General features: G+C 61.6%; 22 protein-coding genes and 1 pseudogene. 6 read left to right on the top strand and 17 right to left on the bottom strand.

Translation table 11 applies throughout. From position 1 onward, the window contains the following. The 9 genes and pseudogenes from PSH78_RS25250 to PSH78_RS25210 all read right to left on the bottom strand — a co-directional run bounded on the left by PSH78_RS25250 (window position 1) and on the right by PSH78_RS25210 (window position 9,807). Window positions 1–810, bottom strand: a complete 810-nt coding sequence (locus PSH78_RS25250; RefSeq protein WP_305497550.1) for a MetQ/NlpA family ABC transporter substrate-binding protein — start codon at window positions 808–810, stop codon at window positions 1–3. Between the two features lie 191 nt (window positions 811–1,001). Then, window positions 1,002–2,360: an LLM class flavin-dependent oxidoreductase gene (locus PSH78_RS25245; protein WP_305497549.1), complete on the bottom strand. Its 1,359-nt coding sequence runs from the start codon at window positions 2,358–2,360 to the stop codon at window positions 1,002–1,004. Continuing rightward, window positions 2,360–3,553: an SfnB family sulfur acquisition oxidoreductase gene (locus PSH78_RS25240; protein WP_305497548.1), complete on the bottom strand. Its 1,194-nt coding sequence runs from the start codon at window positions 3,551–3,553 to the stop codon at window positions 2,360–2,362. Before PSH78_RS25240 ends, PSH78_RS25245 begins: the two co-directional genes overlap by 1 nt. Window positions 3,554–3,576: 23 nt before the next feature. Next, window positions 3,577–4,818 carry an SfnB family sulfur acquisition oxidoreductase gene (locus PSH78_RS25235; RefSeq protein ID WP_305497547.1) on the bottom strand — a complete coding sequence of 414 codons (1,242 nt, stop codon included), beginning with the start codon at window positions 4,816–4,818 and terminating at the stop codon, window positions 3,577–3,579. Window positions 4,819–5,104: 286 nt separating this feature from the next. Continuing rightward, window positions 5,105–5,867, bottom strand: a pseudogene (locus PSH78_RS25230) (hypothetical protein); the annotation flags it as partial. A gap of 475 nt (window positions 5,868–6,342) precedes the next feature. After that, the gene (gene tcyN, locus PSH78_RS25225; RefSeq protein WP_305497545.1) at window positions 6,343–7,101 is read right to left on the bottom strand and encodes an L-cystine ABC transporter ATP-binding protein TcyN; all 759 of its coding nucleotides are present in this window, start codon (window positions 7,099–7,101) and stop codon (window positions 6,343–6,345) included. A gap of 3 nt (window positions 7,102–7,104) precedes the next feature. Next, the gene (gene tcyL, locus PSH78_RS25220) at window positions 7,105–7,770 is read right to left on the bottom strand and encodes a cystine ABC transporter permease (RefSeq protein ID WP_305497544.1); all 666 of its coding nucleotides are present in this window, start codon (window positions 7,768–7,770) and stop codon (window positions 7,105–7,107) included. After that, window positions 7,770–8,570 (bottom strand): cystine ABC transporter substrate-binding protein, encoded by an 801-nt coding sequence (gene tcyJ, locus PSH78_RS25215; protein ID WP_305497543.1) that lies wholly within the window; start codon window positions 8,568–8,570, stop codon window positions 7,770–7,772. The genes tcyL and tcyJ overlap by 1 nt, the downstream gene beginning before the upstream one ends. A 235-nt stretch (window positions 8,571–8,805) precedes the next feature. Further along, window positions 8,806–9,807, bottom strand: coding sequence for a D-cysteine desulfhydrase (locus PSH78_RS25210; protein WP_305497542.1), 1,002 nt, complete (start codon window positions 9,805–9,807; stop codon window positions 8,806–8,808). A 462-nt stretch (window positions 9,808–10,269) separates the two neighbouring features. Between PSH78_RS25210 and betT the strand changes: the two genes are divergently transcribed. Beyond that, on the top strand, window positions 10,270–12,231 hold the full coding sequence (betT, locus tag PSH78_RS25205; RefSeq protein ID WP_305501398.1) for a choline transporter BetT: 1,962 nt from the start codon (window positions 10,270–10,272) through the stop codon (window positions 12,229–12,231). Window positions 12,232–12,355: 124 nt separating this feature from the next. Here the strand turns inward: betT and PSH78_RS25200 are convergent, their stop codons facing one another. After that, complete coding sequence (locus tag PSH78_RS25200) at window positions 12,356–13,096, bottom strand: SDR family oxidoreductase (RefSeq protein ID WP_305497541.1); 741 nt, start codon at window positions 13,094–13,096, stop codon at window positions 12,356–12,358. 120 nt (window positions 13,097–13,216) lie between these two features. Here PSH78_RS25200 and PSH78_RS25195 point away from each other — a divergent pair, with 120 nt between their 5' ends. From PSH78_RS25195 to mgrA, 4 genes are all read left to right on the top strand, one after another. Then, window positions 13,217–14,107, top strand: a complete 891-nt coding sequence (locus PSH78_RS25195) for a LysR family transcriptional regulator (protein WP_305497540.1) — start codon at window positions 13,217–13,219, stop codon at window positions 14,105–14,107. Window positions 14,108–14,236: 129 nt separating this feature from the next. Next, a complete protein-coding gene (locus PSH78_RS25190; RefSeq protein ID WP_305497539.1) occupies window positions 14,237–14,419 on the top strand; it encodes a type II toxin-antitoxin system HicA family toxin in 183 nt (60 codons plus the stop codon). A 92-nt stretch (window positions 14,420–14,511) separates the two neighbouring features. After that, window positions 14,512–14,913, top strand: coding sequence for a type II toxin-antitoxin system HicB family antitoxin (locus PSH78_RS25185; RefSeq protein WP_305501396.1), 402 nt, complete (start codon window positions 14,512–14,514; stop codon window positions 14,911–14,913). A 60-nt stretch (window positions 14,914–14,973) separates the two neighbouring features. Beyond that, window positions 14,974–16,011 carry an L-glyceraldehyde 3-phosphate reductase gene (gene mgrA, locus PSH78_RS25180; RefSeq protein ID WP_305497538.1) on the top strand — a complete coding sequence of 346 codons (1,038 nt, stop codon included), beginning with the start codon at window positions 14,974–14,976 and terminating at the stop codon, window positions 16,009–16,011. 195 nt (window positions 16,012–16,206) lie between these two features. Here mgrA and tauD read toward each other — a convergent pair whose 3' ends face one another. The 7 genes from tauD to PSH78_RS25145 all read right to left on the bottom strand — a co-directional run bounded on the left by tauD (window position 16,207) and on the right by PSH78_RS25145 (window position 24,555). Further along, window positions 16,207–17,049 carry a taurine dioxygenase gene (gene tauD / locus PSH78_RS25175; protein WP_305497537.1) on the bottom strand — a complete coding sequence of 281 codons (843 nt, stop codon included), beginning with the start codon at window positions 17,047–17,049 and terminating at the stop codon, window positions 16,207–16,209. A 47-nt stretch (window positions 17,050–17,096) separates the two neighbouring features. Beyond that, complete coding sequence (gene tauC / locus PSH78_RS25170; RefSeq protein WP_305497536.1) at window positions 17,097–17,936, bottom strand: taurine ABC transporter permease TauC; 840 nt, start codon at window positions 17,934–17,936, stop codon at window positions 17,097–17,099. Continuing rightward, window positions 17,933–18,727: a taurine ABC transporter ATP-binding subunit gene (gene tauB, locus PSH78_RS25165; protein WP_305497535.1), complete on the bottom strand. Its 795-nt coding sequence runs from the start codon at window positions 18,725–18,727 to the stop codon at window positions 17,933–17,935. Before tauB ends, tauC begins: the two co-directional genes overlap by 4 nt. A gap of 21 nt (window positions 18,728–18,748) precedes the next feature. Further along, window positions 18,749–19,726: a taurine ABC transporter substrate-binding protein gene (gene tauA / locus PSH78_RS25160; protein ID WP_305497534.1), complete on the bottom strand. Its 978-nt coding sequence runs from the start codon at window positions 19,724–19,726 to the stop codon at window positions 18,749–18,751. 268 nt (window positions 19,727–19,994) lie between these two features. Further along, the gene (gshA, locus tag PSH78_RS25155; protein WP_305497533.1) at window positions 19,995–21,578 is read right to left on the bottom strand and encodes a glutamate--cysteine ligase; all 1,584 of its coding nucleotides are present in this window, start codon (window positions 21,576–21,578) and stop codon (window positions 19,995–19,997) included. A 269-nt stretch (window positions 21,579–21,847) separates the two neighbouring features. After that, window positions 21,848–22,231, bottom strand: a complete 384-nt coding sequence (locus PSH78_RS25150; protein ID WP_305497532.1) for a PaaI family thioesterase — start codon at window positions 22,229–22,231, stop codon at window positions 21,848–21,850. After that, the gene (locus PSH78_RS25145; RefSeq protein ID WP_305497531.1) at window positions 22,231–24,555 is read right to left on the bottom strand and encodes a Tex family protein; all 2,325 of its coding nucleotides are present in this window, start codon (window positions 24,553–24,555) and stop codon (window positions 22,231–22,233) included. Before PSH78_RS25145 ends, PSH78_RS25150 begins: the two co-directional genes overlap by 1 nt. A 353-nt stretch (window positions 24,556–24,908) precedes the next feature. Here PSH78_RS25145 and ompR point away from each other — a divergent pair, with 353 nt between their 5' ends. Continuing rightward, window positions 24,909–25,649, top strand: a complete 741-nt coding sequence (gene ompR / locus PSH78_RS25140) for a two-component system response regulator OmpR (RefSeq protein ID WP_039592639.1) — start codon at window positions 24,909–24,911, stop codon at window positions 25,647–25,649. Window positions 25,650–25,666 lie beyond the last annotated feature (17 nt).

The following is a 25,666-nucleotide window of genomic DNA, read 5'->3' as shown; positions in this document are numbered from 1 at the left end:
TCAGCTTTCCCAGCCGGCTTGATAGAGCTTGCCATGGGCCTTGTCCAAGGCTGCGCGCACGGCCGGGGAGTGCTGATAGATATCGACGAACTTGATCAGCCGCGGGTCGCTTTTGCTCTTGGGCTGGATCACGAACTGGATGACGTATTCCTTGTGATCGAGGCCGTCGAACAGCAACGCGGACGTCGCGTCGAAGGTGTTCGCCAGGCGGATATAGGCCGGATAACCCTGCACCAGATCGGCGTCTTCATAGGCGCGCACCAGTTGCACGGCTTCGACCTGCAGGATCTTGATCTTCCTTGGGTTGGCGACAATATCGTCTTCGGTGGCCTTGTAGCCGACGCCCGGCTTGAGCTGGATCAGCCCGGCCTTGGCCAGCAGTTGCAAGCCGCGACCGCTGTTGATCGGGTCGTTGGCAATGGCGACGCTCGCGCCTTCGGGCAGCTCGTCGAAGCTTTTATATTTTTTCGAGTAGAGGCCGACGTTGTTGATGATGCCCGGCGCGAACGGCACCAGGTCGAACCCAGCGGCGGCCTTGGCGTTTTCCAGGAAGGGAATGTGCTGGAAATAATTCACGTCAATGTCACCCGAAGCGAGGCTGACGTTAGGCGCGATCCAGTCACTGAATTCCACCAGCTCAACCTTCAGGCCTTGTTTGCCGGCCTCTTCGACGGCGGCCTCCAGAGGAATGGCGAAGGCGGCGGTGGTGCCGATTTTCAACGGCGCGTCGGCGGCGAACAGCGCTGAACTGAACAGGCCGAGGGCCAGGGCCAGTGCTTTGACTGGCAGGGTCAGGAGTTGCTTGGTCATGTTGGTTGTTCCAGTCATTTTTGGGTAAAGAGGTTTTTGTGGTGAGGGGATTTATCCCCGCTGGGCTGCGAAGCAGCCCCAAAGCCAGTGCCGTCAGCCTGATACACCGCAGCTTCAGATTTCAGGGCCGCTTCGCGCCCCAGCGGGGATAAATCCCCTCGCCACAGGTTGGTCAGGGCTGCTCCACGGGGTCATCGCCGGTAGTTCGAGCCAGTGTGTTGGCCGGGTAGTCGCGCTTGCGCGTGAAACAGCTTTTCCCGCAACGTCCCCCCGTCGTATTCGGTCTTGTACGACCCGCGGCGCTGCAGCTCGGGAATCACCAGGTCGATGAAATCCACGTAGCTTTGTGGCGTGACGATGCGGGTCAGGTTGAAGCCGTCGAGGCCGGTCTCGGTGATCCACGATTCCAGCTCGTCGGCGACCTGTTCGGGCGAGCCGACAACGGTGATGTAGCGACCGCCCAAGGCGTGTTGCTCCAGAAGCTTGCGTCGGGTCCAGTCGTTGTTCTGCAAGGTCTTGGTCGCGGACTGGATGGCGTTGCTCTTCACGTACTGAATCGGTTCGTCCAGTTCGTACTCGGAAAAGTCGATGCCCGTCGACGCGGAGAAATGCGCCACGCCGGCCTCGGCGCTGGCATACCCCAGGTACTCGGCATGCTTGGCCCAGGCCGCTGCTTCGGTCTCGCCGACAATCACGTTCAGGCCCATGAACACCTTGATGTCCTCTGCATTGCGCCCGGCCGCGACGGCGCTGGCGCGAACCTTGTCCACCTGGGCCCTGGTCGCCGGCTTGTTCTGGCCGCTGATGAACACGCACTCGGCATGGCGCCCGGCGAACAACAGCCCGCGCTCGGAGCTGCCGGCCTGGAACAGTACCGGTGTGCGTTGGGGCGATGGCTCGCAGAGGTGATAACCCTCGACCTGATAGAACTCGCCCTGGTGCCTGACCTTGTGCACTTTTTCTGGCTGGGCGTAGATCCGTTGCTGGCGATCGTTGAGCACCGCATCGTCTTCCCAGCTGCCCTCCCAGAGTTGGTAGAGCACCTCCAGGTACTCGTCGGCCTGGTCATAACGGCGGTCGTGCTCGACCTGCGCGCCAAGGCCCATGGCTTTCGCGGCGCTGTCCAGGTAACCGGTGACAATGTTCCAGCCAACCCGGCCGCGGCTCAGGTGGTCCAGCGTGCTCATGCGTCGGGCGAACAGGTACGGCGGCTCATAGGTGAGGTTGGCGGTGAGGCCGAAGCCGAGGTTGCGGGTGACGGCAGCCATTGCCGAGACCAGCAGCAACGGGTCGTTGACCGGCAGCTGGATCGACTCTTTCAGCGTGACATCCACCGATTGCTGGTAAACGTCATAGACCCCGACGATATCGGCAATGAACAACCCGTCGAACAGACCGCGCTCCAGTAGCTGGGCCAGGCCGGTCCAGTATTCGAGCGTGTTGTACTGGGTCGAGGTGTCCTGCGGATGCGTCCACAAGCCGTGGTTGATATGGCCGATGCAGTTCATGTTGAACGCGTTGAGGAGGATTTTTTTCTTGCCGAGGGCCATCAGATGGTCCCTCGCAGCGGTGGTTTTTCGTCGTTGAGGTAGAAATTGCCGACCGCGTGATATTTCCAGCGCACCGGGTCATGCAGGGTGTGCACCCGGGCGTTGCGCCAGTGACGATCCAGGCCATGTTCGGCCAGGGTCGCCTGGCTGCCGGCCAGTTCGAACAGCGTGCTGCCGGCGGCCAGGGAGATTTCGGTGCTGATGGCCCGGGCTTCGGCCACGGCAATCGAGGCCGCCGCCACCGTTTCGGCATTGGTGTCGGCCTGGGCGCGGTCGAGGAATTCGCCGGCGCGCTCCAGCAAGGCTTCGGCGGCGTGCAGGCGAACGCCGAGGTGACCGAAGCTCTTGAGCGTATGCGGATCCTGGGTGGCGACATCGCTGGTGGCGTCGATCCACGGCCGGGTTTTGCTACGGACAAAATGCAACGCATCTTCATAGGCGGCGCGGGCAATGCCGGTGTCGATGGCGGCATGGAGAATCTGCGCCAACGGGCCCACCGGAGTAGGGCGTTCGAAGGCGCTCTGGAACGGCACGATGTCTTCGGCAGCGACATGCACGGCTTCGAACACCACCGAGCCGCTGCCCGTGGTGCGCTGGCCGAAACCGCTCCAGTCATCGATGACTGTCAGACCCTGGCTGTTGCGCGGAACGAACGCCAACTGCTGCACGCCGTTCTCGTCCACCACCGAAGTAGGGATGCGCTGGGCATAGATCGCCCCGGTGGCGTAAAACTTGCGACCGTTGATGCGGTACCCGTCGCCATCGCGAAGCAGTTGGGTGGTGCGCTCGTGAGCAGTCCTGGTTCCCAGCTCCGCCAGGGCGTTGCCGAACCGCTGACCAGCCAGCACTTCGGCATACAGCCGTTGCTTCTGGGCTTCGCTACCGTTTACCCGCAGCACTTCCAGGGCGTAGTAGTGGTTCTGGGGGATTTGCCCGAGCGAGCCATCGGCCTGGGCGATCAGCGCCACGACCTTCGCCAGCGTGACGTTGGAAACGCCCGCGCCGCCGTAGGCCTTGGGCACGCTGATGCCCCACAGGCCGGAGCGGGTGAAGGCTTCCAGCTCCGGGTGCGGCAGGCGCCGTTCGCGATCGCGCAGGGCGCTGTCGCGCTTGAAGTCATCGGCCAGGTCGCTGGCGACAATGAGGGCTTGTTCATCGCTGGTGATCACCGCGACGTGTTGGGAAAGCGTCATGTGCTGCTCCAGTGGTCGGGTCGTCAGATCCAGGAATGTCGGGCGGGCAAGGTCCCGTTCAGGTGGTAATCGCCGATTGCGTGGTATTTCCAGCGCACCGGGTCGTGCAGGGTGTGGACCCGCGCGTTGCGCCAGTGGCGGTCGAGGTTGAACTCGGCAAGGGTGGCGCGGCTGCCGGCCAGCTCGAAGAGTTTTTCGCTGGCTTGCAGGGCGATTTCGGTGGTCAGCACCTTGGCTTCGGCGACGGCTATCGAAGCGCGGGCGGCGGACTGTGCAGTGATCGGCGCTGCGTTGACCTGGTCCAGTACGTGTCCCGCCTTGCGCAACAGAGCCTCGGCGGCATGCAGTTCGATTTTCAGCTTGCCAACGTCGGCGATCACGTACAGATCGTCGCTGGCCCGCTCGACCTTGGCGTCGATCCAGGGTCGGGCGCGTTCGCGAACGAAGGCGATAGCGTCGTCGATAGCGCCGCGGGCGATGCCCAGGTCAATCGCCGCCTGGATCAACTGCGAGAAGGCGCCTTGCACGTTTGGCGTTTCGTTGATGCGCCAGTTGTCCAGGACCAGTTCGGCGTCGACCCGCACATTGTTCAGCAGCACGGTGCCGCTGGCCGTGGTGCGCTGGCCGAAGCCCGACCAGTCGTCGACGATGCGCAGGCCCGGGGTGCCGCGCCGGACGAACGCCAGCACTTGGCGACCTTCGTCATTCAATGCCTTCACGGCGACCCAGTGGGCGAACAGGGCGCCGGTGGAGTAGAACTTCTGTCCATTGATGACGAAGCCATCGCCATCGGCGGTGATCCGCGCCTTGAGGTCCAGGGTGTTGCGGGTGCCGCGCTCCGGCCCGGCGTTGCCGATGCGCCAGCCTTCGAGCACGCTCTGGAGGAGAATTTTCTTTTGCCGTTCGGTTCCCGTGGCGAGAATCAGCTGGAGCACGCCGAACTGGTTCTGCGGGATCTGCCCAAGGGCCGGATCGGCTGCGGAAATGATCGCGAACACTTCGGCGATGGTCACTGAAGAGACTTGCGGCCCGCCGTACTCACGAGGAACGGCAATGCTGCCAAGCCCGCTGCGGGTGAATTGCTCGATTTCCGCCCAGGGCAGCTTGCGCTGCTGATCGCGGCGCGCGGCCTGCTGGCGAGCAACCTGTGCGAGTTCATGCGCGGCCTTGATTGCCTCGGCATCGGTGCGCAGCACCTGTGCCGGCAATAACAATGGAGCGACATCCAGGTCGCTATGGACCTTTGCTTGCGCCAGATCGGACATTACAGCCACTCCGTGGCTGCGTGCAGTGCCTTGGCGCCCTGCACTGGGGCGATTGTGTTCCGTACCATACCCACCTCACATCTCAAGAAAACACCGCGATGAGTGCGGTGGCGAAAATCAAGAATGTCCGGTGGTCCGGTCGATATACCCTAAACGCGTATAAAATGTTTTTGAACTATCTTTTAGGAATATCTATAGGCTGGATTTAAATTCAGGGAGCCCGCATGGGCGAAACGGCTCTTGTGGTGAGGGAGCGGACATCCCTGCCACAAAAACCGATTACTTTGTGACGGCGCGCTTCAACGGCCATCAACGACGCTTTGGACGGGGCTCTTCAGATACGCATTCGCGCAACCGATCTTCAATGTCCGCGGCGGTGCCCAATGGGAGGTGTTGCCTACCCGATCAAGGATGCAATAGGTCACTTCCAGGCGCAGGTCTTCGCCGGCTTCGGTGATTATTTCCGGTGGCACCCAGACATGGATCGGCTGGCCCACCTCGCAAGGTTTGATCCGAGGCAGGTCCATGCGCACGTCGCCCCAGCGCACGGTGATCGCATCGTCGGCGGCCATGTTCAGGTAGGGCTCGATGGTCAGCGGTACGCCACGCTTGATCTGATTCGGATTAACGCCCTGGCGACGGATGGCCTGGGGGATACGCACCGGTGCCAGGCTCTGGTTTTCATCGCCGATCAAGGTCGAAGGCCGACCCCCGGGGCAATCGAGTTTGACTTGCACCCGTTGCGGGGCCGACAGCGCCGGCCCACGCCCAACCCGCATGACGCGATAATGGATGCATGACGTCCCGTTGACGACGAAGCTTTCCGGTATCCGCAGCGTGATGCCGCCATGGGTATCCGCCTGGGATACCTGGCGGGAGCCGACGTAGCAGTTATCCCAGAACAGTTCGATCAGATCGCCCGCATCCATGCCGGAATAAGGTGTGATGAGCACTTCCAGCCGAGCGGCACTGGTGATGTTGATACCGGTATGCAGGGCATTGGCCAGCGCGGGCGCGGCCAGTTCGAGGATCGGTGACGTACATGTCATGGTGTTCTCCTTGGTGTCCATATCGAGCTGTTTCATAAAGGTCAAAGGCACGGATAAACGCGGCATTGTTTATTGCGTTGCAATAAAATCATGAACTTTCTGTGCAGGACTGGGGGAATAAAAAATAATGCGCGTCGCCTGTTGGCTTCTAGATAAGGGGTGGGCAGTTACAGTGTCAATAGAAGCGCGGGATTAATGCTCGATTGATTAACTCTTCAGAAGTTTCCTACGCGTTGCAGTTAATAATGCGTGCCGTCAGACGCCACTTTCCTTGCCCCGGCGTCTGTCGTATTGCTTGCGGTAGCTGAAGGCGCGAGACGATGGGCGAACGGTCCGACATAAGTGTTACGCAAGGTATGCGCATGTCGTGCTGACAAGTTTCTAAACTGAGGGCGGGGCTGTAAGTTGTTTCGTAGCGGTCAGGAGTATGACATCCAAGTTACCCACTTCCTTCCATGGAAGTGTGCCGGATAACTTATTGCGCGGCGTGTGCGGAGAGGAACTTGCTGAGGAATTGTCGAGTACGCTCTTCTTTAGGGGCCGCGAACAAAGCCTTGGCTTCCCCTTGCTCGACGATCACACCTTTATCGAAGAACACCACGCGATTGGCCACGTCCCGGGCGAAGCCCATTTCGTGGGTGACGATCACCATGGTGCGTTTTTCTTCGGCCAGGCCGCGAATGGTCGCCAGTACTTCGCCCACCAGTTCGGGGTCGAGGGCCGAGGTCGGCTCGTCGAACAGGATCACCGCCGGCTCCATCGCCAGCGCCCGGGCAATTGCCACGCGCTGCTGCTGGCCGCCGGACAGGCGCCGTGGGTAGGCATCTTCCTTGCCGGCCAGCCCGACCTTGGCCAGGAGCTTGCGCCCCAGGGCTTCGGCTTCGGCACGGGGAATTTTTTTCACCACCTGCGGGCCTTCGGTGACATTTTCCAATGCGGTGCGATGGGGGAACAGGTTGAAGTTCTGGAATACGAACCCTACCTGCTGGCGCAAACGCCTGACCAGGCCCTGTTGCTGGTTCAGCGGGCGGCTGCCATCGATCTCGATGTCGCCGACCTTGATCCGGCCACTGCTGGGTTCTTCGAGGAAGTTCAGGCAGCGCAGGAAGGTGGTCTTGCCCGAGCCGCTGGGGCCGATGATCGCTACCACCTCGCCTTCTTCGATCTTCAGGTCGATGCCGTTGAGCACCACCTGACCCTTGAACTGCTTTGTCAGTTTTTCCACGACAATCATCGGTCAGGACTCCTGGTCATGCCGATTGACCCGGGCTTCCAGGACGTTCTGCAAGTGCGAAAGCACGGTGGCAAGAACCCAATAGATCAGCGCGGCGGCAAGGTACATGGTGAAGATTTCGAAGGTTCTGGCGGTGATCAGCTGCGCCTGGCGGAACAGCTCCGGTACCTGGATGGTCGCCGCCAATGCAGTGTCCTTGACCAGGGAGATGAAGCTGTTGCCCAACGGTGGCAGGGCTGTGCGTGCGGCTTGCGGCAGGATGGCCCGACGCAGGGTCTGCGCGCGGGTCATGCCGATACTGGCCGCCGCTTCCCACTGGCCGCGTTCGATGGAGCTGATTGCGGCCCGCAGGATTTCGCAGGCATAGGCGGCCATGTTCAGTGAGAAACCAATCAATGCCGCTGGCAGTGGGTCCAGCTCGATGCCCAGTTGCGGCAACCCGTAGTAGATCACGAACAACTGCACCAGCAACGGCGTGCCGCGAAAGAACGACACGTAGATGCGGGCGATCCAGTTCACCGGTTTGAAGCGCGACAAGCGCATCAGCGCCAGGCCAAACCCGAGCAGCAAGCCGAAGAACATGCCGCCCAGGCTGAGGATGACCGTGTAATACGCGCCCTTGAGCAAAAAGGGCGCGGAGTCCAGCGCGAGTTGAAGAGCTGCTTCCATTATTGAGTGACGTCAGCGCTGAAGTATTTTTCCGAGAGCTTTTTCAGCGTGCCGTCGGCGCGCAGTTTTTCGATGGCCTTGTTCACGGCTGCCAGCAGCTCGGGCTCGCCTTTGCGCAGGGCAATGCCAGACTCCTGGCGAGAAAAGGCTTCGCCGGCTGCTGTCGTGTCCTTGGCTTTCTTGGCGTATTCCAGCGCGGCCAGGCGGTCGATCAGGATGGCGTCGATGCGGCCGACACGCAGGTCCTGGAACTTGGTTGGGTCATCGTCGTAGGTCTTGACCTGGGCGCCCGGTACTTCTGCCTTGACCCACTGCTCATAGTTGGTGCCCAAGCCCACGCCGACTTTTTTGCCGTCCAGGTCAGCGGCCTTCTTGATGTTCAGTTCGTCGGCTTTTTTGGTCAGTACCAGCGCCTGGATCCCGGAAACAGTGTACGGCTCGGAGAAGTCGTACTTTTTCTTGCGCTCTTCGGAGATGGTCACCTGGTTCACCACGGCGTCAAGACGCTTGGATTCCAGGGCGGCGAGGATACCGGCCCACGGGGTCGTCTGCAGCTTGACCTTGACCCCCAGTTCCTTGGCCAGGGCTTCGGAAAATTCCACTTCGAAGCCGGTCAGCTTGCCGCTGTCATCAACAAAACTGAACGGTGGGTAAGTGCCTTCCAGGCCGATCTTGATTTCACCAGCGTCCTTGATTTTCTGCAGCTGCTCACCGGCAACCGCTTGGCCCATCAGCCCGGCGCTCAATGCCAGGCCCAGCGAACCCACCAGCAGGTTGCGACGTAATGCGGAAAAATTCATGACAAGCCCCTGTATTTTTATGATGACGTTTATCTGGAAGAGAAAGGCGTAGCCGCGATCCGAAAGAATTGCCACATCCTGCCCTAAAAGCAGGCTTTGCGTCTCGTGGCAAATACGCCTGCGGCGCGACTATAGGTCGGGTCGTATAGATTGGAAAATAATATTAAATCACGACCATATTCCAATATGTAATCAACATCTTGTGGGAGCGGGCCTGCTCGCTCCACAGCGACATTTACCGAGCCTGGAACACCGAGTCATAGGCAAACAGCGCCGGTGCACCGCCGGTATGCAGGAAGATGATCGGGCCGTTTTCAAAGCGGTCGCGACCGATGCCGTCGAGCAGCCCGGCCATGGCCTTGCCGGTATAGACCGGATCGAGCAGCAGGCCTTCCTGACTCGCCAGCAACTTGACCGCCGCCAGCGTACCGGCGTTGGGCTCGCCGTAGCGGGGGGCGAAATACTCGTCCCACAGGTTCACCTTGAAGGCCGGCGGCAGGGCCATTTCCAGCAACTGCGCGGTACGTTCGGCGAGCCCCTGGACTTTCGGAAACTGGTCCTCCTCGCTGCGTGAAACCGTCACGCCTATCACCGGAAGGTCCGGCAGGGTTTCGCTCAGTGCCAGCGCCAGGCCGCCATGGGTGCCGGCACTGCCAGAGGCCAGCACCACGGCGGAAAATTCAAGCCCGGTGTCCTTGATCTGTTCGGCCAACTCCAGACCTGCGCGCACATAGCCCAAGGCGCCCAGGGCATTCGACCCGCCAATTGGCACCAGGTAAGGTTTTTTCCCGTTGCTACGCAGGCGGCTCGCAAGGGCCTGCAACTGTTCGTCGGCGTTGTCCAGGTTTTCAACAAGTTCGACCTTGGCATCGAACAGCTCCAGCAACAGCCGGTTGCCGTTGCCCAGGTAATTGCTTTCCTCGGTACTGATGGGGTTTTCCAGCAGCGCCACACAACCCAGGCCCAGCTTCGCGGCCAGGGCAGCGGTCTGACGGACATGATTGGACTGGATCGCGCCGGCAGTGACGAGCGTGTCGGCGCCTTGGGCCAGGGCGTCGGCGGCAAGGTATTCAAGCTTGCGCAACTTGTTGCCGCCCAGTGCCAGAGGCGTCAGGTCGTCGCGCTTGACGTAGATGTCGCGACCGAGCCAGGCGGAGAGACGGTCGAGTTTTTCCAGAGGCGTCGGATGGCTGAGCAGGTCGAGACGATGGAAGCGAGACAACTGTTCTTTGATCATGAGTCCGTACTGGCTGTAGGCGATATCCGGACTATAGGCAGCTGAGTATTCACCGGCAACCGGCATGTGGGCGTTGGGGACATGGATAATGATAAACCCCTGTGGGAGCGAGCCTGCTCGCGAAAGCGATGGACCAGCCAATGAAGATGTCGATTGTCAGCACGTCATCGCGAGCAAGCTCGCTCCCACAGGGGTTGGCTACGTTTGAACGAAATCACTTCAGGCAACGTCATACCCACCCATGGGCTAGTGTAGGAAACGTGCCATTGAGCCCTGCGATTAGTCCTTGGCAGCCTATTCATGTTTAACTTGAACGTTCATTCAAGTTAAACCATTGGTTTGCTGCCCGCTCACAACAGGAGGCTTGCCTTTGCCGAGTCCGTTTGCGCACGTCATGATTTCGCTTTGCGAGGTGCTTCGTCGATGAGTACTTCGTCCCTCCCATCCAGCGGCCTGGTCCGCATGAATCCGCCGGTGTTTTATTTCGCCGCGACCTTCATCCTGATGTTCGGCCTGGTCGTCATTGCCGTGCCGGAGCAGGCCGGCGCCTGGTTGCTGGCCGCGCAGAACTGGGCGGCCAATACGGTCGGCTGGTATTACATGCTGGCGATGACCCTGTATCTGGTCTTCGTGGTGGTCACCGCCTTGTCCGGCTACGGCAAGATCAAGCTCGGTGCCGACCACGACGAGCCCGAGTTCAGCTACCTGTCCTGGGCCGGCATGTTGTTCGCCGCCGGGATCAGCATCACCTTGTTTTTCTTCTGCGTTTCCGAGCCCCTGACCCATCTGGTCCAGCCGCCCCAGGGCGAAGCCGGCACCGCCGATGCGGCGCGCCAGGCGATGCAGATCCTGTTCCTGCACTGGGGTTTGCACGGCTGGGGTGTGTTCGCTTTCGTTGGCATGGCCCTGGCGTACTTCGCCTATCGGCACAACCTGCCGCTGGCCTTGCGGTCGGCGTTGTACCCGCTGATCGGCAAGCGCATCAACGGGCCGATCGGTTATGCGGTGGACGGTTTCGGCATCATCGCGACCGTGTTCGGCCTTGGCGCGGATATGGGCTTTGGCGTGCTGCACCTCAATTCCGGTCTGGATTACCTGTTCGGCATCGCTCACACCCAGTGGATCCAGGTCGGGCTGATCGTGCTGATGATGGGCGCGGCAATCATTGTCGCCGTTGCCGGCGTCGACAAGGGCGTACGCGTCATGTCCGATATCAACATGCTGCTGGCGTGCGCGCTGTTGCTGTTTGTGCTGTTCGCCGGACCGACCCAGCATCTGCTCAATACGCTTATCCAGAATCTCGGCGATTACCTCGGCGCCCTGCCGATGAAGAGTTTCGACCTGTATGCCTACAACGAGCCCAGCGACTGGCTGGGCGGTTGGACGGTGTTCTACTGGGCGTGGTGGATCGCCTGGTCACCGTTCGTGGGGCTGTTCATCGCACGCATATCCCGTGGCCGGACGATCCGTGAATTCGTGTTCGGCGTGCTGCTGATCCCCCTGGGTTTCACCCTGGCGTGGATGTCGATTTTCGGTAACAGCGCCATCGACCAGGTCCTGAACCATGGCATGAGCGCCCTGGGCATGTCGGCCCTGGACAACCCGTCGATGAGCCTTTACCTGCTGCTGGAAACCTACCCGTGGAGCAAGACGGTAATAGCGGTCACGGTGTTCATCAGCTTCGTGTTTTTTGTCACGTCCGCCGACTCCGGCACCGTGGTGCTGTCGACGTTGTCGGCCAAGGGCGGCAGCCCCGATGAGGATGGGCCGAAATGGCTGCGGGTGTTCTGGGGCGCGATGACTGCCCTGGTGACCAGTGCCTTGCTGTTCTCCGGCAGCATCGATGCCTTGAAGTCGGCCGTGGTGCTGACGTCCTTGCCGTTCTCGCTGATTCTGCTGCTGATGATGTGGGGCCTGCACAAGGCGTTCTACCTGGAGTCGCAGAAGCAGATCGCGCAGTTGCATTCCCTCGCGCCGGTGTCGGGCTCCCGGCGGGGCACTGGCGGCTGGCGCCAGCGCTTGAGCCAGGCGGTACATTTTCCTTCCCGCGACGAGGTGTATCGCTTCCTCGATACCACGGTGCGCCCGGCTATCGAGGAGGTGAAGGCGGTATTCGCCGAAAAGGGTCTGACGGTGATGACCCAGCCAGACCCGGCCAACGACAGCGTCAGCCTGGAGATCGGCCACGGCGAACAGCATCCGTTCATCTACCAGGTGCAGATGCGGGGTTACTTCACGCCGTCCTTCGCCCGGGGTGGCATGGGCTCCAAACAGATCAACAATCGTCGCTACTACCGCGCCGAAGTACACCTGAGCGAGGGCAGCCAGGACTATGACCTGGTGGGGTATTCCAAGGAGCAGGTCATCAACGACATCCTCGACCAGTACGAGCGGCACATGCAGTTTCTGCATCTGGTGCGCTGAAAAAATAATCGGCATCGCACCGACGCCATCGCGAGCAAGCTCGCTCCCACAGGGTAATGGGACAACCCTTGTGGGAGCGAGCTTGCTCGCGATGGCGGTTTCACTGGCTGCGCAAAGCCAAGCCTCAGACCAGCCCTCCGTTAGCCCGCAGGATCTGGCCGTTCACCCAACCAGCGGCCGGGCTTACCAGGAATGACACGATGCTGGCGATGTCTTCCGGCTGGCCGAGGCGTTCCAGGGGCGGCATCTTGGCATAGTGCTGGACCTGCTCTTCGCTTTTGCCCTGCATGAACAGCTCGGTGGCGACCGGCCCCGGGGCCACGGCGTTGACGGTGATCTGGCGACCGCGCAGTTCCTTGGCAAACACCTGGGTCAGGGATTCCACCGCGGCCTTGCTGGCGATGTACACCGAGTAGCCCGGCAGGTTCATGCCCACGGTACTGCTGGAAAAATTCACGATGCGGCCGCCATCGTTCAGCCGGGTCGCGGCCTCGCGCAGGGTGTTGAAAGTGCCACGGGTGTTGATGGCGAACGTGCGGTCGAACAGCTCATCGCTGTGCTGCGCCAACGGCATGACCTGGAGGATGCCGGCGTTGTTGATCAACACATCGACCCTGCCCAGTTGCGCTTCGACTTCATCGAACATCCGGCTGACGTCGGCGGCAACCGACACGTCGGCCTTCACCGCTATGGCCGGGTGCCCGGCCTGACGCAACTGCACCGCCAGCTGCGAGGCCTCGGTGGCGCTGCTGGCAAAGTTGATGGCGACGGCAAACCCGTCGCTCGCCAATTGCCTGGCTATCTGCGCGCCGATCCCACGGGAGGCACCGGTGACGATGGCGACTTTGGCGTTTTGAGCAGTCATGGCAAGGATCTCCTTCAGATTTCGTGATGGGTTGAAGCGAGATTCACATGTTTACGCGCAGCGATAAATGCAGGAGAGTTGCCTTGACTGTTCAATATTTCTCAACAATCAGGGCTTCAGATGGACCAGGTCAAGGCGATGAAGGTGTTTGTCCGCATTTACGAACGCAGCAGCTTCACCCTGGCTGCCGAAGACCTGAACATGCCCCGGGCCACGCTGACCCACACCCTCAATCAATTCGAAGCCTGGCTGGGTGTCCGTCTGCTGGAGCGCAGCACACGCAGGGTGCGTCCGACCCTCGATGGCGAGGCCTACTACCCGCGTTGCGTGCAATTGCTGGCGGAACTCGAAGAAGCCGAGCTGGCGTTTCGCGGCGTGGCGCCCAAAGGCAAGTTGAGGGTGGACCTGCATGGAACCCAGGCGCGGTATTTCGTGATCCCCGCGTTGCCGCAATTCATGACCCGCTACCCGGATATCGAATTGTTTATCAGTGAAGCGGACCGCTTCGTCGACCTGATCGCCGAGGGCGTCGATTGTGTCGTGCGCTCCGGTACGTTGGCGGATTCGTCGTTGATCGGCCGGCGTGTCGCCAATCTTCGCCAGATCACCTGTGCCAGCCCCGCTTACCTGCGCCAATACGGTGAGCCGAAAAGCCTGGAGGATCTCAAGCAGCACAGGGCGGTGAACTACGTCTCGCGCACCACCGCCAAGCTTTATCCATTCGAATTCATGGTCGACGGCGAGCTCAAGGAGGTTTCGATCGGGGGCACGTTGTCGGTGTCCGGGGCAGAAATCTATGCGGCGTCGGCGATCGCCGGCATGGGCCTGATCCAATGCCCGTATTACCGAATGGAGGAGCCGATCCGCCAAGGCCTGATCCGCGAAGTGCTCGCCGCGACGCCTCCACCGTCGATGCCGGTGTCGGTGGTTTATCCACACAACCGACACATGTCACCGCGGGTACGGGTGTTCGTGGATTGGGTGGCGGAGGTGTTTGCGCAGGCGCGATGACTGGATTGTGGTAACGGTGCATCAGTTGGAAGAGTTGAGCTAATATTTTTCAGAGTGTGTATTGTGTGTATCAAAACCCTCTTTCACAGCTAGAGTTTCCCGGCAGAGCTGTCGAATAAGGCATAGGTGATGCGAAGCCGGGAAATGATCAGGAAGATTGAGGAGGATGGTTGGTATCTGGTGGCGGTCAAGGGTAGTCATCATCAGTATAAACACGCTTTCAAGGCTGGGAGGGTGACGATCAAGCACCCTGACGCCGATCTGCCCAGAGGCACGATCAATAGCATTTTGAAACAGGCGGGCCTGAAATGAAGGTCATGACCGATTACGAAATCCCCGATGGGGATGCATTGTTATCAGACCGGTTGCTGCGGTTGCCGGGTCTGGAGGAAGGATTCGTCCACATGAAATTTCCGGTCGTTCTGCACAAGGATGCCGATTCCGAATACGGCGTGACGGTCCCGGATGTGCCGGGTTGTTTTTCCGCAGGCAGTACGGTGAGCCAGGCATTCGAAAATGTGAGAGAAGCGCTCTCGTTGCACTATGAAGGCCTGATAGCCGACGGCGAACCGCTGCCAAAGATCCATGAAATTGACGATCATCTCGACGATCCGCAATACGCCGGGGGGATATGGGGCGTGGTTGAGTTTGATGTCACGCCCTATTTCGGAAAGTCGGTGCGGTTCAACGCCACACTGCCCGAGCAATTGCTTGAGCGTATCGATCAAACCGTGCGACGAGACCAGCGTTACAGCTCGCGTTCGGGTTTTCTGGCAGCAGCGGCCTTGCGCGAACTTTCGACCTGACTGGTGCGTCTGTGAAATGTTAGCTTCTGCCACCCGCCGTCCGAACAGAGAGCTTTTTCGATGACCTACACCGCTGCGCAAAACCGCTACGAATCCATCCCTTACCGCCGCGTCGGGCGCAGCGGGCTGGTACTGCCGGCCTTGTCACTCGGCTTGTGGCACAACTTCGGCGACAGCACGCCGATCGACACTCAGCGGGCCTTGTTGCGCACGGCATTCGACCTGGGTATCAACCACTTCGACCTGGCCAACAACTACGGCCCGCCCTACGGCAGCGCCGAAATCAATTTCGGCCGGTTGCTGCGTGAAGATTTCCAGCAATACCGCGACGAACTGATCATCTCCAGCAAGGCCGGCTGGGACATGTGGCCAGGCCCTTATGGCCAGGGCGGCGGTTCGCGCAAATACGTGCTGGCCAGCCTTGACCAGAGCCTTCAGCGCCTCGGTCTCGACTACGTGGACATCTTCTACTCCCACCGTTTCGATCCCGACACGCCGCTGGAAGAAACCGCCAGCGCCCTGGCCACCGCCGTGCAGCAGGGCAAGGCCCTGTACATTGGCATTTCTTCCTATTCGGGCGTGAAGACCCGGGAAATGGCGGCGCTGCTCCAGGAATGGAAAGTGCCGCTGTTGATCCATCAGCCGGCCTACAACCTGCTCAACCGTTGGGTCGAGAAGGACTTGCTGGACGCCACCGAGGAACTGGGCACCGGCGTGATCGCCTTCACGCCGCTGGCGCAGGGCCTGCTGACCGACAAATACCTCAAGGGCATTCCCGCCGATGCGCGGGTCAATCGCCCGGGCGGCGGTTCGTTGCAGGCCTCGCATCTGTCAGAGGAAAACATCGCCCACGTACGCGCCCTCAACGAGATCGCCCAGCGTCGCGGTCAAAGCCTGGCGCAAATGGCCCTGGCCTGGACATTGCGCGATCCGCGTGTCACCTCGGCCCTGATCGGCGCCAGCCGACCGGAGCAGATCGTCGAGAACGTCGGAGCGCTGCAGAATCTCGAGTTCAGCGCCGAAGAACTGGCCGAGATTGACCGGTTTGCCCAAGAGGGCGGGATCAACCTGTGGGAGAAACCTTCTACAGCTGAGTAATTCCAGCCGGTTTATCAGATTGAACGCAGGACCCGTGGCGAGGGAGCTTGCTCCCGCTGGGTCGCGAAGCGGCCCCAAGTTCATGTTGCTTGCGCATGATGAACTGATCCGAGATTTTGGGGCTGCTACGCAGCCCAGCGGGAGCAAGCTCCCTCGCCACGGGGATATGGGTCGTTTGGAAGATTCAGGCAGGCCTCACCTGAAAAACGGCGCATCCCCCAACACTGTCGCCCGGTGCATCACCCGCCGGTTGGGGCGGTAGTCGTCCACGGCGAAATGCTGCGTCACGCGGTTGTCCCAGAAGGCCACGTCGTTGGCCTGCCAGCGCCAGCGAACGGTGAACTCCGGACGCGTCGCATGGGCAAACAGCAATTTCAGGATCGCCTCGCTTTCGGTTTCCGACAGCTCGTTGATGCGCGTAGTGAAGCCTTCGTTGACGAACAGCGCGCGGCGGCCGCTCACCGGATGAGTGCGAATCACCGGATGCGACAGCGGTGGATTCTTGCGCCGTGCTTCTTCCCAACGTAGCCGGTCTTGCGCCGTGTTGCCAAAGCGCTCGAGCGGAAACGAACGGGTAAAGTCGTGGGTCGCCGTCAGGCCCGCCAACAGGCTTTTCAACGGTGCCGACAAGGCTTCGTAGGCCGCGATGCCGCTGGCCCACAACGTATCGCCGCCGAATGCCGGCAGCAGCTTGGCGCTGAGTACCGCGCCCATGGCCGGGGTCGGCAGGAAGGTCACGTCGGTGTGCCACACCGCGTTGTCGCGCACATCGGTGACGGCCGTGTCGAGCACCAGCACTTCGGGCTGCTCCGGCACGTTGGGGTAGATCGGGTGGATGTGCAGGTCGCCAAAGTACGCGGCGAAACGGGCCTGTTGCGCGGGTTCGATCGGCTGGTCGCGGAAGAACAGCACCTGATATTCGAGCAGTGCCTGCTCGATGGCGTCACGGTCTTCCGGCGCCAGTGGCTGGCTGATATCGATCCCGCTGATCTGCGCGCCGAGGGCAACGCTCAGGGGGGTAACGGTTGGACGGCTCATCGTCGTTCTCTCGGATCGGCGCCGAATGTCGGCGTGGTCATCAGGGTTCAGTGGGCCTGGCCGTGCCACGGCACCAGTTTGCGTTGCAGGGCGCGCAGGCCCATTTCCATGGCGAAGGCGATCAGCGCAATCATCAGGATCCCCAGCACCACCACATCGGTGACCAGGAACTGCGCCGCCGACTGCACCATGAACCCCAGGCCGCTGGTGGCCGCGATCAGTTCGGCGGCGACCAGCGTCGACCAGCCCACGCCCAGGCCGATGCGGATACCGGTGAGGATGTCGGGCAGGGCGCTGGGTACGATCACATGGCGAATCAGTTGCGCCCGCGTGGCCCCCAGCGATTGGGCTGCGCGCAGTTTGGCCGGGTCGACGGTGCGCACGCCGGTTGCAGTGGCGATGGCGATCGGGGCGAAAATCGCCAGGTAGATCAGCAGGACTTTCGACAGCTCACCGATGCCGCACCAGATCACGATCAGCGGCAGGTAAGCCAGGGGTGGAATCGGTCGGTAGAACTCGATCAGCGGATCGAGTACGCCACGGGCGATACGGTTGGCACCGATGGCGATACCCACCGGCACCGCCGTCAACACCGCGAACAGCAGGCCCAGGCCAATCCGCCCGAGGCTTGCGCCGAGGTGCTGCCAGAGTGTGGAGTCCATGTAGCCGCTGGTAGCCAGCAGCCAGCCTTTTTGCAGCACGGCGGAGGGCGGCGGCAGGAATAGCGGTTCGATCATGCCGCTGGCGGTAACGGCCCACCAGACCAACAGCAGCACCACCAGCGTCAGGCCGCTGATCCATCGCGTGCTCAGGGTACGGCGCGCGAGGACTGGAGGGCGGGCGGCCACGGCGTCGCTGGCCACGGCTGGAACTTCATAGCTGCTCATGCGCGCTCCTGTTGCCGAGTGGCGCTGCGTTGGGAGAACACTTTTGCAAGCACATGCTCGCGGGTTTCGATGAAGCGCGGGTCGGACTTGATCGACCGCGCCGATTCCCCCGCGCCGTAGCGACGCCCGAAATCCAGGCTCAGGCGCTCGACGATCTGCCCCGGATCGGGCGCCAGCAGGATCAGGTCGGTGGCAAGGAATACCGCCTCTTCAATGTCATGAGTAATCAGGAACACCGGTTTGGCGGTACGTTGCCAGACTTGCAGCAGCAGTTCCTGCATCTGTTCACGGGTGAACGCGTCCAGGGCGCCGAAAGGTTCGTCCATCAGCAATAGCCGTGGATCGGCCGCCAGCGCGCGGGCCAGTCCGACGCGTTGCTTCTGACCGCCCGACAGCTGCCAGACACGGCGCTTTTCGAAACCGGCCAGGTCCACCAGGGCGAGCATTTCCCGAGCGCGAGCCTCGCGTTTCTCTCTGGCAACTCCCGCCAGTTCCAGGCCGAACCCGACGTTCGCCAACACGTCTTGCCAGGGCAACAGCGCATCGTCCTGGAACACTACGCCGCGCTCGGCACCCGGGCCCCTGACGGGAACACCGTCCAGAGTAATCTGTCCGGCGCTGGGTTCCACGAACCCGGCAATCAGGTTGAGCAGCGAAGTCTTGCCACTGCCGGAGGGGCCGAGGGCAACCAGCAACTGCTGCGGGCCCAGGGTCAACGAAATATCCGCCAGTACCGGTTTCGTTGCGCCGGGGTACTGTGCGCTGATGCGCTCCAGCTGTAGCAAGGCCATCTCGACGTCTCCTGTCTTTGATCAGCGGGTAATGTATTTGGCGCTGACGTATGGCGCGTAGTCCGGCAGCACGGCTTCAACCTTGCCTTGCTCCTTGAGGAACGCGGCGGTGTTGGTGATGGCCTGGGTGGTTGGGGCACCGAGGCTGACCACCTGGTCGGCGGCCAACGGGAATACGTTGCCTTGCAACAGCAATGGGATGTCGCTGGCCTTGGCGCCGGAGAGTTTCACCAGCTTGTCGATGTTCGATGCGTCGGCCAGCCAGGCTTGCGGGTCCTTGCGGTACTGGGCGTAGGCATCCAGGGTGACCTTGGCGAAAGCCGTGACGATCTCGGGATGCTTCTGGGCGAAGTCCTTGCGCACGATCCAGGCGTCGAAGGTTGGCGCGCCGAACTGGGCCAGTTCAGCGGAGGTGATCAACACCTTGCCGTTTTCCTTGGCCACGCCCAGGGCCGGGTCCCAGACGTAGGTGGCGTCGATGTCGCCGCGCTTCCAGGCAGCGATAATGGCCGGTGGCGCGAGGTTGAGCACGGTGACTTTCGACGGGTCGATATTCCAGTGTTTCAGCGCGGCGAGCAGGCTGTAATGGCCGGTGGAAACAAACGGCACGGCGATTTTCTTGCCGATCAGGTCCTGCGGGGTCTTGATGCCGGAGCCATCACGGGCAACCAAGGCTTCGGCGGCGCCGATCTGGGTGGCGATAAGGAAGGTTTCCACCGGAACCTTGCGGGTGATGGCGGCGGTCAGCGGGCTGGAGCCCAGGTAGCCGATCTGTACGTCGCCCGAGGCGATGGCGGCGATGATGTCGGCGCCGTTATCGAATTTTCGCCAGTTGATCCTGGCCTGGGTGGCTTTCTCATAAGCGCCGTCGGCCTGGGCGACTTTGGCCGGGTCGACGGTGGTCTGATAGGCCACGGTCAGGTCGGCCGCCTGGGCGAAAAGGCTCGCCGCGGCCAGGGAGGCGGCCGCGAGAAGGCGAAGGGGGAAACGCAAAGACATGGGGAAGCTCCTCAACAGGCCGCCGGAGAGTCGGCGTTGGAGGAGACTAAATGATCTAAGAATTAGTAAATAAATAACTTTTTCGAATTAGCTTATTTTCGAAAAATTCTGCTGAGAATGGCTCAGGACCCTTGTGGCGAGGGGATTCATCCCCGTTGGGTCGCGAAGCGACCCCAAGGATTTCGGCTGCAAGCTGTGGCGAACAGCGTAGCCTCTAGGGACTGCTCCGCAGTCCAGCGGGGATAAATCCCCTCGCCACATTGGCGACTCAGTTACTGATCGCCAGAATGCTCGCCTGATACGAACCCACGAACACGTCGAAATCGCCGACTTCGTTCTGCTCCAGCTCGGTTTGCTGGACCAGCGACTGGCGTGCGGTGTTCTCGAAGGTGACCTGTTCCTCGGTCGACAACGGCTCGGCGCGGAAGAATTCGGCGTGGGCCTTGCTCTGGCGCAGGGAGAACTCGGCGAAGCTCTCCCCGTGCTCGGCCATGGCGGCCAGCACCTGGGCGGATGGCGTCAAGGACGGGTCGCGAACCTTGGCCCGTTGCGCATCCAGTGCCTGACGGTGTGCCTCGCCACCCTGGCCCTGGTCAAGCAACGCCGCCAGCGGAGCGATTTTTTCCAGCAATTCCAGGGCCCAGGCCTGCATATCCACGGGTTGGCCCTGGCGTTGCAATTGCAGGCCAGGCTTGCGGCCTTCCTTGACCACGGTCAGGAAGTTGCTCGTGGCGTTGCTGCACTCGTTGTTTTCCAGCTGCGGGCTGTCGTTGAGGCCGCAGTACAACAGGAACGCATCGAGGAAGCGCGACTCGGTCAGGTCGATGCCCATTGGCAGGAACGGGTTGATGTCCAGGCAGCGCACTTCGACGTACTGGATTCCCCGGGCCATCAGCGCCTGGATCGGCCGCTCGCCGGTGTAGGTCACGCGCTTGGGGCGGATGTTGGAGTAGTACTCGTTTTCGATCTGCAGGATGTTGGTGTTGAGCTGCACCCATTCGCCGTTCTGGTGAGTACCGACGTCGACATAAGGTGCATAGGGGGTTGCCACGGCTTTGCGCAGGCTGTCGGTGTAGCTCGCCAGGTCGTTATAGCAAGGTGTCAGGCCGGCTTGGGCGTTGCTCTGGTAACCCAGGTCGCTCATGCGCAGGCTGGTGGCATAGGGCAGGTACAAGGTGTCCGGGTCCAGTTGCTCCAACTGGTGCGGACGGCCGCGCAGGAAACCTGCGTCCAGGGCCGGCGAGGCGCCGAACAGGTACATCAGCAACCAGCTGTAGCGGCGGAAATTACGGATCAGCGCGATGTAGGCCGAGGACTGGAAGTCGCGGTCGCTCACCTCGCTGGCCTCGTCCTGGCGCAGCAGGGGCCAGAGCTTTTCCGGGAGGGAGAAATTGTAGTGGATCCCGGCGATGCATTGCATGGTCTTGCCGTAGCGCAGGGCCAGGCCCTTGCGATAGACATACTTGAGTCGACCGATATTCGAGGTGCCGTAGTAGGCGATCGGAATGTCTTCCTCGGCCGGCAGCGGACACGGCATCGAAGGGCTCCACAGGTACTCGTCGCCGAGCTTGCTGTAGACAAACCGGTGGATCCTGTCGAGGCTGTGCAGGGTGTCGGCCGGGTTGGCCAGGGCCGGCGTGATGAACTCCAGCAGCGACTCGGAATAGTCAGTAGTGATCTGTTCGTTGGTCAGCGCCGAGCCCAGGGATTCGGGATGCGGGGTCTGCGCCAGGCGCCCGTCGCCCGTGACGCGCAGGCATTCACGTTCGATACCGTGCAGGCACTGCTCGAGCAGGGAGAGGTTGGCGCGCTCGCCGAGCAGGGCCAGGCGGCGGTTTAAAAGGTCGCTCAAGTTGAATTCCTTCACGCGTCAGTCGCCCCAATATGGGGGTGGGCAAGACGGTCTACAAGGGTGAAGTTGAAACTGGCGTTTTCGCCTGGTTTTTGTGCCAAAGGCCAACCACCGCAACCCCACTGAGGGAGCGAGCTTGCTCGCGATGGCGGTGTCTCAGTCAACTTTATATTGACTGGTCCATCGCTATCGCGAGCAGGCTCGCTCCCACAATAGAGGTCGGCACGGCATTCATGGCGTCGAAATTACCCTAAATCGATGACAGCGAGCTATAGGACAGCGAACGTGCCTTGCGCTTTTGCGACCAGTTTGTCGCCCTGCATCACCTCGGCCTCGACCACCAGCGTGCGCCGGCCCGGGTGGATGACCCGGGCGGTGCACAGCACTTCGCCGTCGGACACGGCGCGAATGTAGTTGATCTTGCACTCGATGGTTGCGCTCTGCTGGTCAAAGCCATGGACGCTGGAGCAGGCCAGCCCCATGGCAATGTCCACCAGGCTGAACAGCGCCCCGCCGTGGAGCTTGCCACCGCGGTTGCGCAACGGAGGCTCAAGGCTCAGAGCGACTTGCGCCACCCCGTCCCCGAGGCTCTGCAGACGGCAGCCGAGCAGCTTGAAAAACGCGCTCTCCACCAACCCGGCCGGCGCTTCCATCAGCGTTTCTTCAGTTGCTTGGCGTTGGCGAACAGCGAGGCCATGGCGTTATTCGCCGGGGCCGCGGTGGCGGTTTCCTTGCGCGGCGCGGTGTTCTGCGACTGGCGTGGCGCGGCGCCTGGACGGGCACCGCGGGCGCCGTCGATTTTCTCGCCCGGCGTGTCGCTCATGCGCATCGACAGGCCAACGCGTTTGCGCGGGATGTCGACTTCCATGACCTTCACTTTCACCACGTCACCGGCCTTCACGGCTTCGCGAGGGTCCTTGATGAATTTCTCCGACAAGGCCGAAATATGCACCAGGCCGTCCTGGTGCACGCCGATGTCGACGAACGCGCCGAAGTTGGTGACGTTGGTCACCACGCCTTCGAGGATCATGCCCGGTTGCAGGTCCTTGAGGTCTTCGACGCCTTCCTGGAATTCAGCGGTCTTGAACTCCGGACGTGGGTCGCGGCCCGGTTTCTCCAGCTCTTGGAGAATGTCGGTCACGGTGGGCAGGCCGAAGGTTTCGTCAGTGAATTTCTTCGGGTCCAGGCGCTTGAGAAACGCCGCGTCGCCGATCAGCGAGCGAATGTCGCGGTCGGTCTGGGCGGCGATGCGTTGCACCAGTGGATAGGCTTCCGGGTGAACTGCCGAGGAGTCGAGCGGGTTGTCACCATTCATGACGCGCAGGAAGCCGGCGGCCTGTTCGAAGGTTTTTTCACCCAGGCGCGGGACTTTTTTCAACGCGGCGCGGGTCTTGAACGCGCCGTGTTCGTCGCGGTGGGTGACGATGTTCTGCGCCAGCGTGGCGTTCAGGCCGGAGATACGCGCCAGCAGTGCTACCGAAGCGGTGTTCACGTCCACGCCCACGGCGTTCACGCAATCCTCCACCACGGCGTCCAGGCCACGGGCCAGCTTCAATTGCGATACGTCATGCTGGTACTGGCCGACGCCGATGGATTTCGGGTCGATCTTCACCAGCTCCGCCAGTGGGTCCTGCAGGCGCCGGGCGATGGACACCGCGCCACGGATCGACACGTCCAGGTCCGGGAATTCCTTCGAGGCCAGTTCCGACGCCGAATAAACCGAAGCGCCGGCCTCGGAGACCATGACCTTGGTCATTTTCATGGCCGGGTATTTCTTGATCAGCTCGGCGGCCAGCTTGTCGGTCTCACGGCTGGCGGTGCCGTTGCCGATGGCGATCAGGTCCACCGAGTGCTTGGCGCAGAGGGCGGCAAGGATAGCGATGGTCTGGTCCCACTTGTTATGCGGCACATGCGGGTAGACCGTGGCGTGGTCCAGCAGCTTGCCGGTGGAATCGACCACGGCCACCTTACAGCCGGTGCGCAGGCCCGGGTCCAGGCCCAGCGTGGCACGCGGCCCGGCTGGTGCGGCCAGCAGCAGGTCGTGCAGGTTGTGGGCGAACACGTTGATCGCCTCGGTCTCGGCGTTGTCGCGCAGTTCGCCCAGCAGGTCGGTTTCCAGGTGGGTGTAGAGCTTGACCTTCCAGGTCCAGCGCACCACTTCGGCCAGCCACTTGTCGGCGGCGCGGTTCTGGTTCTGGATGCCGAACTGCTGGCCGATCATGCCTTCGCACGGGTGCATGGTGCCGGGCAATTCTTCGCCGACTTTCAGCGATGAACTGAGGATGCCTTCGTTGCGACCGCGGAAAATCGCCAGGGCGCGATGGGACGGCATACTCTTGAGCGGTTCGTCGTGTTCGAAGTAATCGCGGAACTTGGCGCCTTCCTCTTCTTTGCCGGCGATGACGCGAGCACTGAGGATCGCCTCCTGCTTGAGGTAATTGCGCAATTTCTCCAGCAGGTTCGCGTCTTCGGCGAAGCGCTCCATGAGGATGTACTTGGCACCTTCCAGGGCAGCCTTGATGTCCGCCACGCCTTTTTCGGCATCGACGAAACGTGCGGCTTCGGCTTCCGGCGCCAACGTGGGGTCATTGAACAAGCCGTCGGCCAGTTCGCCGAGGCCGGCTTCCAGGGCAATCTGGCCCTTGGTGCGGCGTTTCTGCTTGTAGGGCAGGTACAAGTCTTCCAGGCGGGTCTTGGTGTCGGCCAGCTTGATGTCGCGTTCCAGTTGCGGGGTCAGCTTGCCCTGCTCCTGGATGCTCGCCAGGATGCTGATGCGCCGTTCGTCGAGTTCTCGCAGGTAGCGCAGGCGCTCTTCCAGATGACGCAGCTGGGTGTCATCGAGGCTGCCGGTCACTTCCTTCCGGTAACGGGCGATGAAAGGCACCGTGGAGCCTTCATCGAGTAGCGCGACGGCCGCTTCGACCTGTTGCGGGCGTACGCCGAGTTCCTCGGCGATGCGGCTGTTGATGCTGTCCATAAAACCACCTGACAAATTGTGAAATCAGGCCCGCCGCCACAGTAACAGGGCGCGGCGAGGCTGGTTGAGCGGCCTGGCTTGCGTCGCTGCCGGGGGCAGGGGACGGCCAGTGACCCGCTGAATTCAAAAAGTGCTGCCTGGCCAGGGAGAACGGTGCGCCGGTATAACGATCCGGCATCCCCTGGCGCAAAAGGCCGCGCATTATAACCAGCGTTCCGCTGTTCGGGGGGTGTCGTGACCTGCGGGATGGATGGGTGAGCTACTGAAGATAGAGGAAAAATCTGCTAACAATGCACTCGGTGCGTATAACGGCAGCTAAGCCATAATGCGCGCCAAGATCAAAGGAGCTTCCTATGAGCAGCACCGCACAAACTGCTGAAGGCGAAAAAATTCTGATTGTTGACGACGATCCGGGGCTGAGCAGCCTGCTGGAGCGCTTTTTCGTCAGCAAGGGCTATCGCGCCCGCACCGTACCGAACACCGAGCAAATGGACCGGCTGCTGGCCCGTGAGGTTTTCAACCTTGTGGTCCTCGACCTGATGCTGCCTGGCGAGGACGGCTTGACGGCCTGTCGCCGCTTGCGAGGCGCCAACAACCAGATCCCGATCATCATGCTCACTGCCAAGGGCGACGAACTGAGCCGTATCAAGGGCCTGGAGCTGGGCGCCGACGATTACCTGGCGAAGCCGTTCAACCCGGATGAGCTGATGGCCCGGGTCAAGGCTGTCCTGCGTCGCCAGTCGGCGCCGGTGCCGGGCGCACCGGGCAGCGAAGACGAGAGCGTGACCTTCGGCGACTATGAACTGTCGCTGGCCACCCGCGAGCTCAAGCGCGGCGATGAGATCCATATGCTCACCACTGGCGAGTTCGCCGTGCTCAAGGCCCTGGTGATGAACGCCCGCCAGCCGCTGACCCGGGACAAGCTGATGAACCTGGCCCGTGGCCGCGAGTGGGATGCGCTGGAGCGCTCCATCGACGTGCAGATTTCCCGTCTGCGCCGGATGATCGAACCCGATCCTTCCAAGCCGCGTTATATCCAGACGGTCTGGGGCGTTGGCTACGTGTTCGTGCCGGATGGCGCTGCCGGCAAGTGATCGGCGATTTGTAGGAG

The organism is Pseudomonas sp. FP198, assembly GCF_030687895.1.
Taxonomy (GTDB): domain Bacteria; phylum Pseudomonadota; class Gammaproteobacteria; order Pseudomonadales; family Pseudomonadaceae; genus Aquipseudomonas.
Note: the sequence above shows the minus strand (reverse complement) of the source record. Positions and strands in the feature narration are given on the sequence as shown.

Coding starts and splice junctions, on each gene's coding strand:
- PSH78_RS25250 (WP_305497550.1), bottom strand. CDS start 810: ATGACCAAGCAACTCCTGACCCTGCCAGTCAAAGCACTGGCCCTGGCC.
- PSH78_RS25245 (WP_305497549.1), bottom strand. CDS start 2,360: ATGGCCCTCGGCAAGAAAAAAATCCTCCTCAACGCGTTCAACATGAAC.
- PSH78_RS25240 (WP_305497548.1), bottom strand. CDS start 3,553: ATGACGCTTTCCCAACACGTCGCGGTGATCACCAGCGATGAACAAGCC.
- PSH78_RS25235 (WP_305497547.1), bottom strand. CDS start 4,818: ATGTCCGATCTGGCGCAAGCAAAGGTCCATAGCGACCTGGATGTCGCT.
- tcyN (WP_305497545.1), bottom strand. CDS start 7,101: ATGATTGTCGTGGAAAAACTGACAAAGCAGTTCAAGGGTCAGGTGGTG.
- tcyL (WP_305497544.1), bottom strand. CDS start 7,770: ATGGAAGCAGCTCTTCAACTCGCGCTGGACTCCGCGCCCTTTTTGCTC.
- tcyJ (WP_305497543.1), bottom strand. CDS start 8,570: ATGAATTTTTCCGCATTACGTCGCAACCTGCTGGTGGGTTCGCTGGGC.
- PSH78_RS25210 (WP_305497542.1), bottom strand. CDS start 9,807: ATGATCAAAGAACAGTTGTCTCGCTTCCATCGTCTCGACCTGCTCAGC.
- betT (WP_305501398.1), top strand. CDS start 10,270: ATGAATCCGCCGGTGTTTTATTTCGCCGCGACCTTCATCCTGATGTTC.
- PSH78_RS25200 (WP_305497541.1), bottom strand. CDS start 13,096: ATGACTGCTCAAAACGCCAAAGTCGCCATCGTCACCGGTGCCTCCCGT.
- PSH78_RS25195 (WP_305497540.1), top strand. CDS start 13,217: ATGGACCAGGTCAAGGCGATGAAGGTGTTTGTCCGCATTTACGAACGC.
- PSH78_RS25190 (WP_305497539.1), top strand. CDS start 14,237: ATGCGAAGCCGGGAAATGATCAGGAAGATTGAGGAGGATGGTTGGTAT.
- PSH78_RS25185 (WP_305501396.1), top strand. CDS start 14,512: ATGAAATTTCCGGTCGTTCTGCACAAGGATGCCGATTCCGAATACGGC.
- mgrA (WP_305497538.1), top strand. CDS start 14,974: ATGACCTACACCGCTGCGCAAAACCGCTACGAATCCATCCCTTACCGC.
- tauD (WP_305497537.1), bottom strand. CDS start 17,049: ATGAGCCGTCCAACCGTTACCCCCCTGAGCGTTGCCCTCGGCGCGCAG.
- tauC (WP_305497536.1), bottom strand. CDS start 17,936: ATGAGCAGCTATGAAGTTCCAGCCGTGGCCAGCGACGCCGTGGCCGCC.
- tauB (WP_305497535.1), bottom strand. CDS start 18,727: ATGGCCTTGCTACAGCTGGAGCGCATCAGCGCACAGTACCCCGGCGCA.
- tauA (WP_305497534.1), bottom strand. CDS start 19,726: ATGTCTTTGCGTTTCCCCCTTCGCCTTCTCGCGGCCGCCTCCCTGGCC.
- PSH78_RS25150 (WP_305497532.1), bottom strand. CDS start 22,231: ATGGAAGCGCCGGCCGGGTTGGTGGAGAGCGCGTTTTTCAAGCTGCTC.
- PSH78_RS25145 (WP_305497531.1), bottom strand. CDS start 24,555: ATGGACAGCATCAACAGCCGCATCGCCGAGGAACTCGGCGTACGCCCG.
- ompR (WP_039592639.1), top strand. CDS start 24,909: ATGAGCAGCACCGCACAAACTGCTGAAGGCGAAAAAATTCTGATTGTT.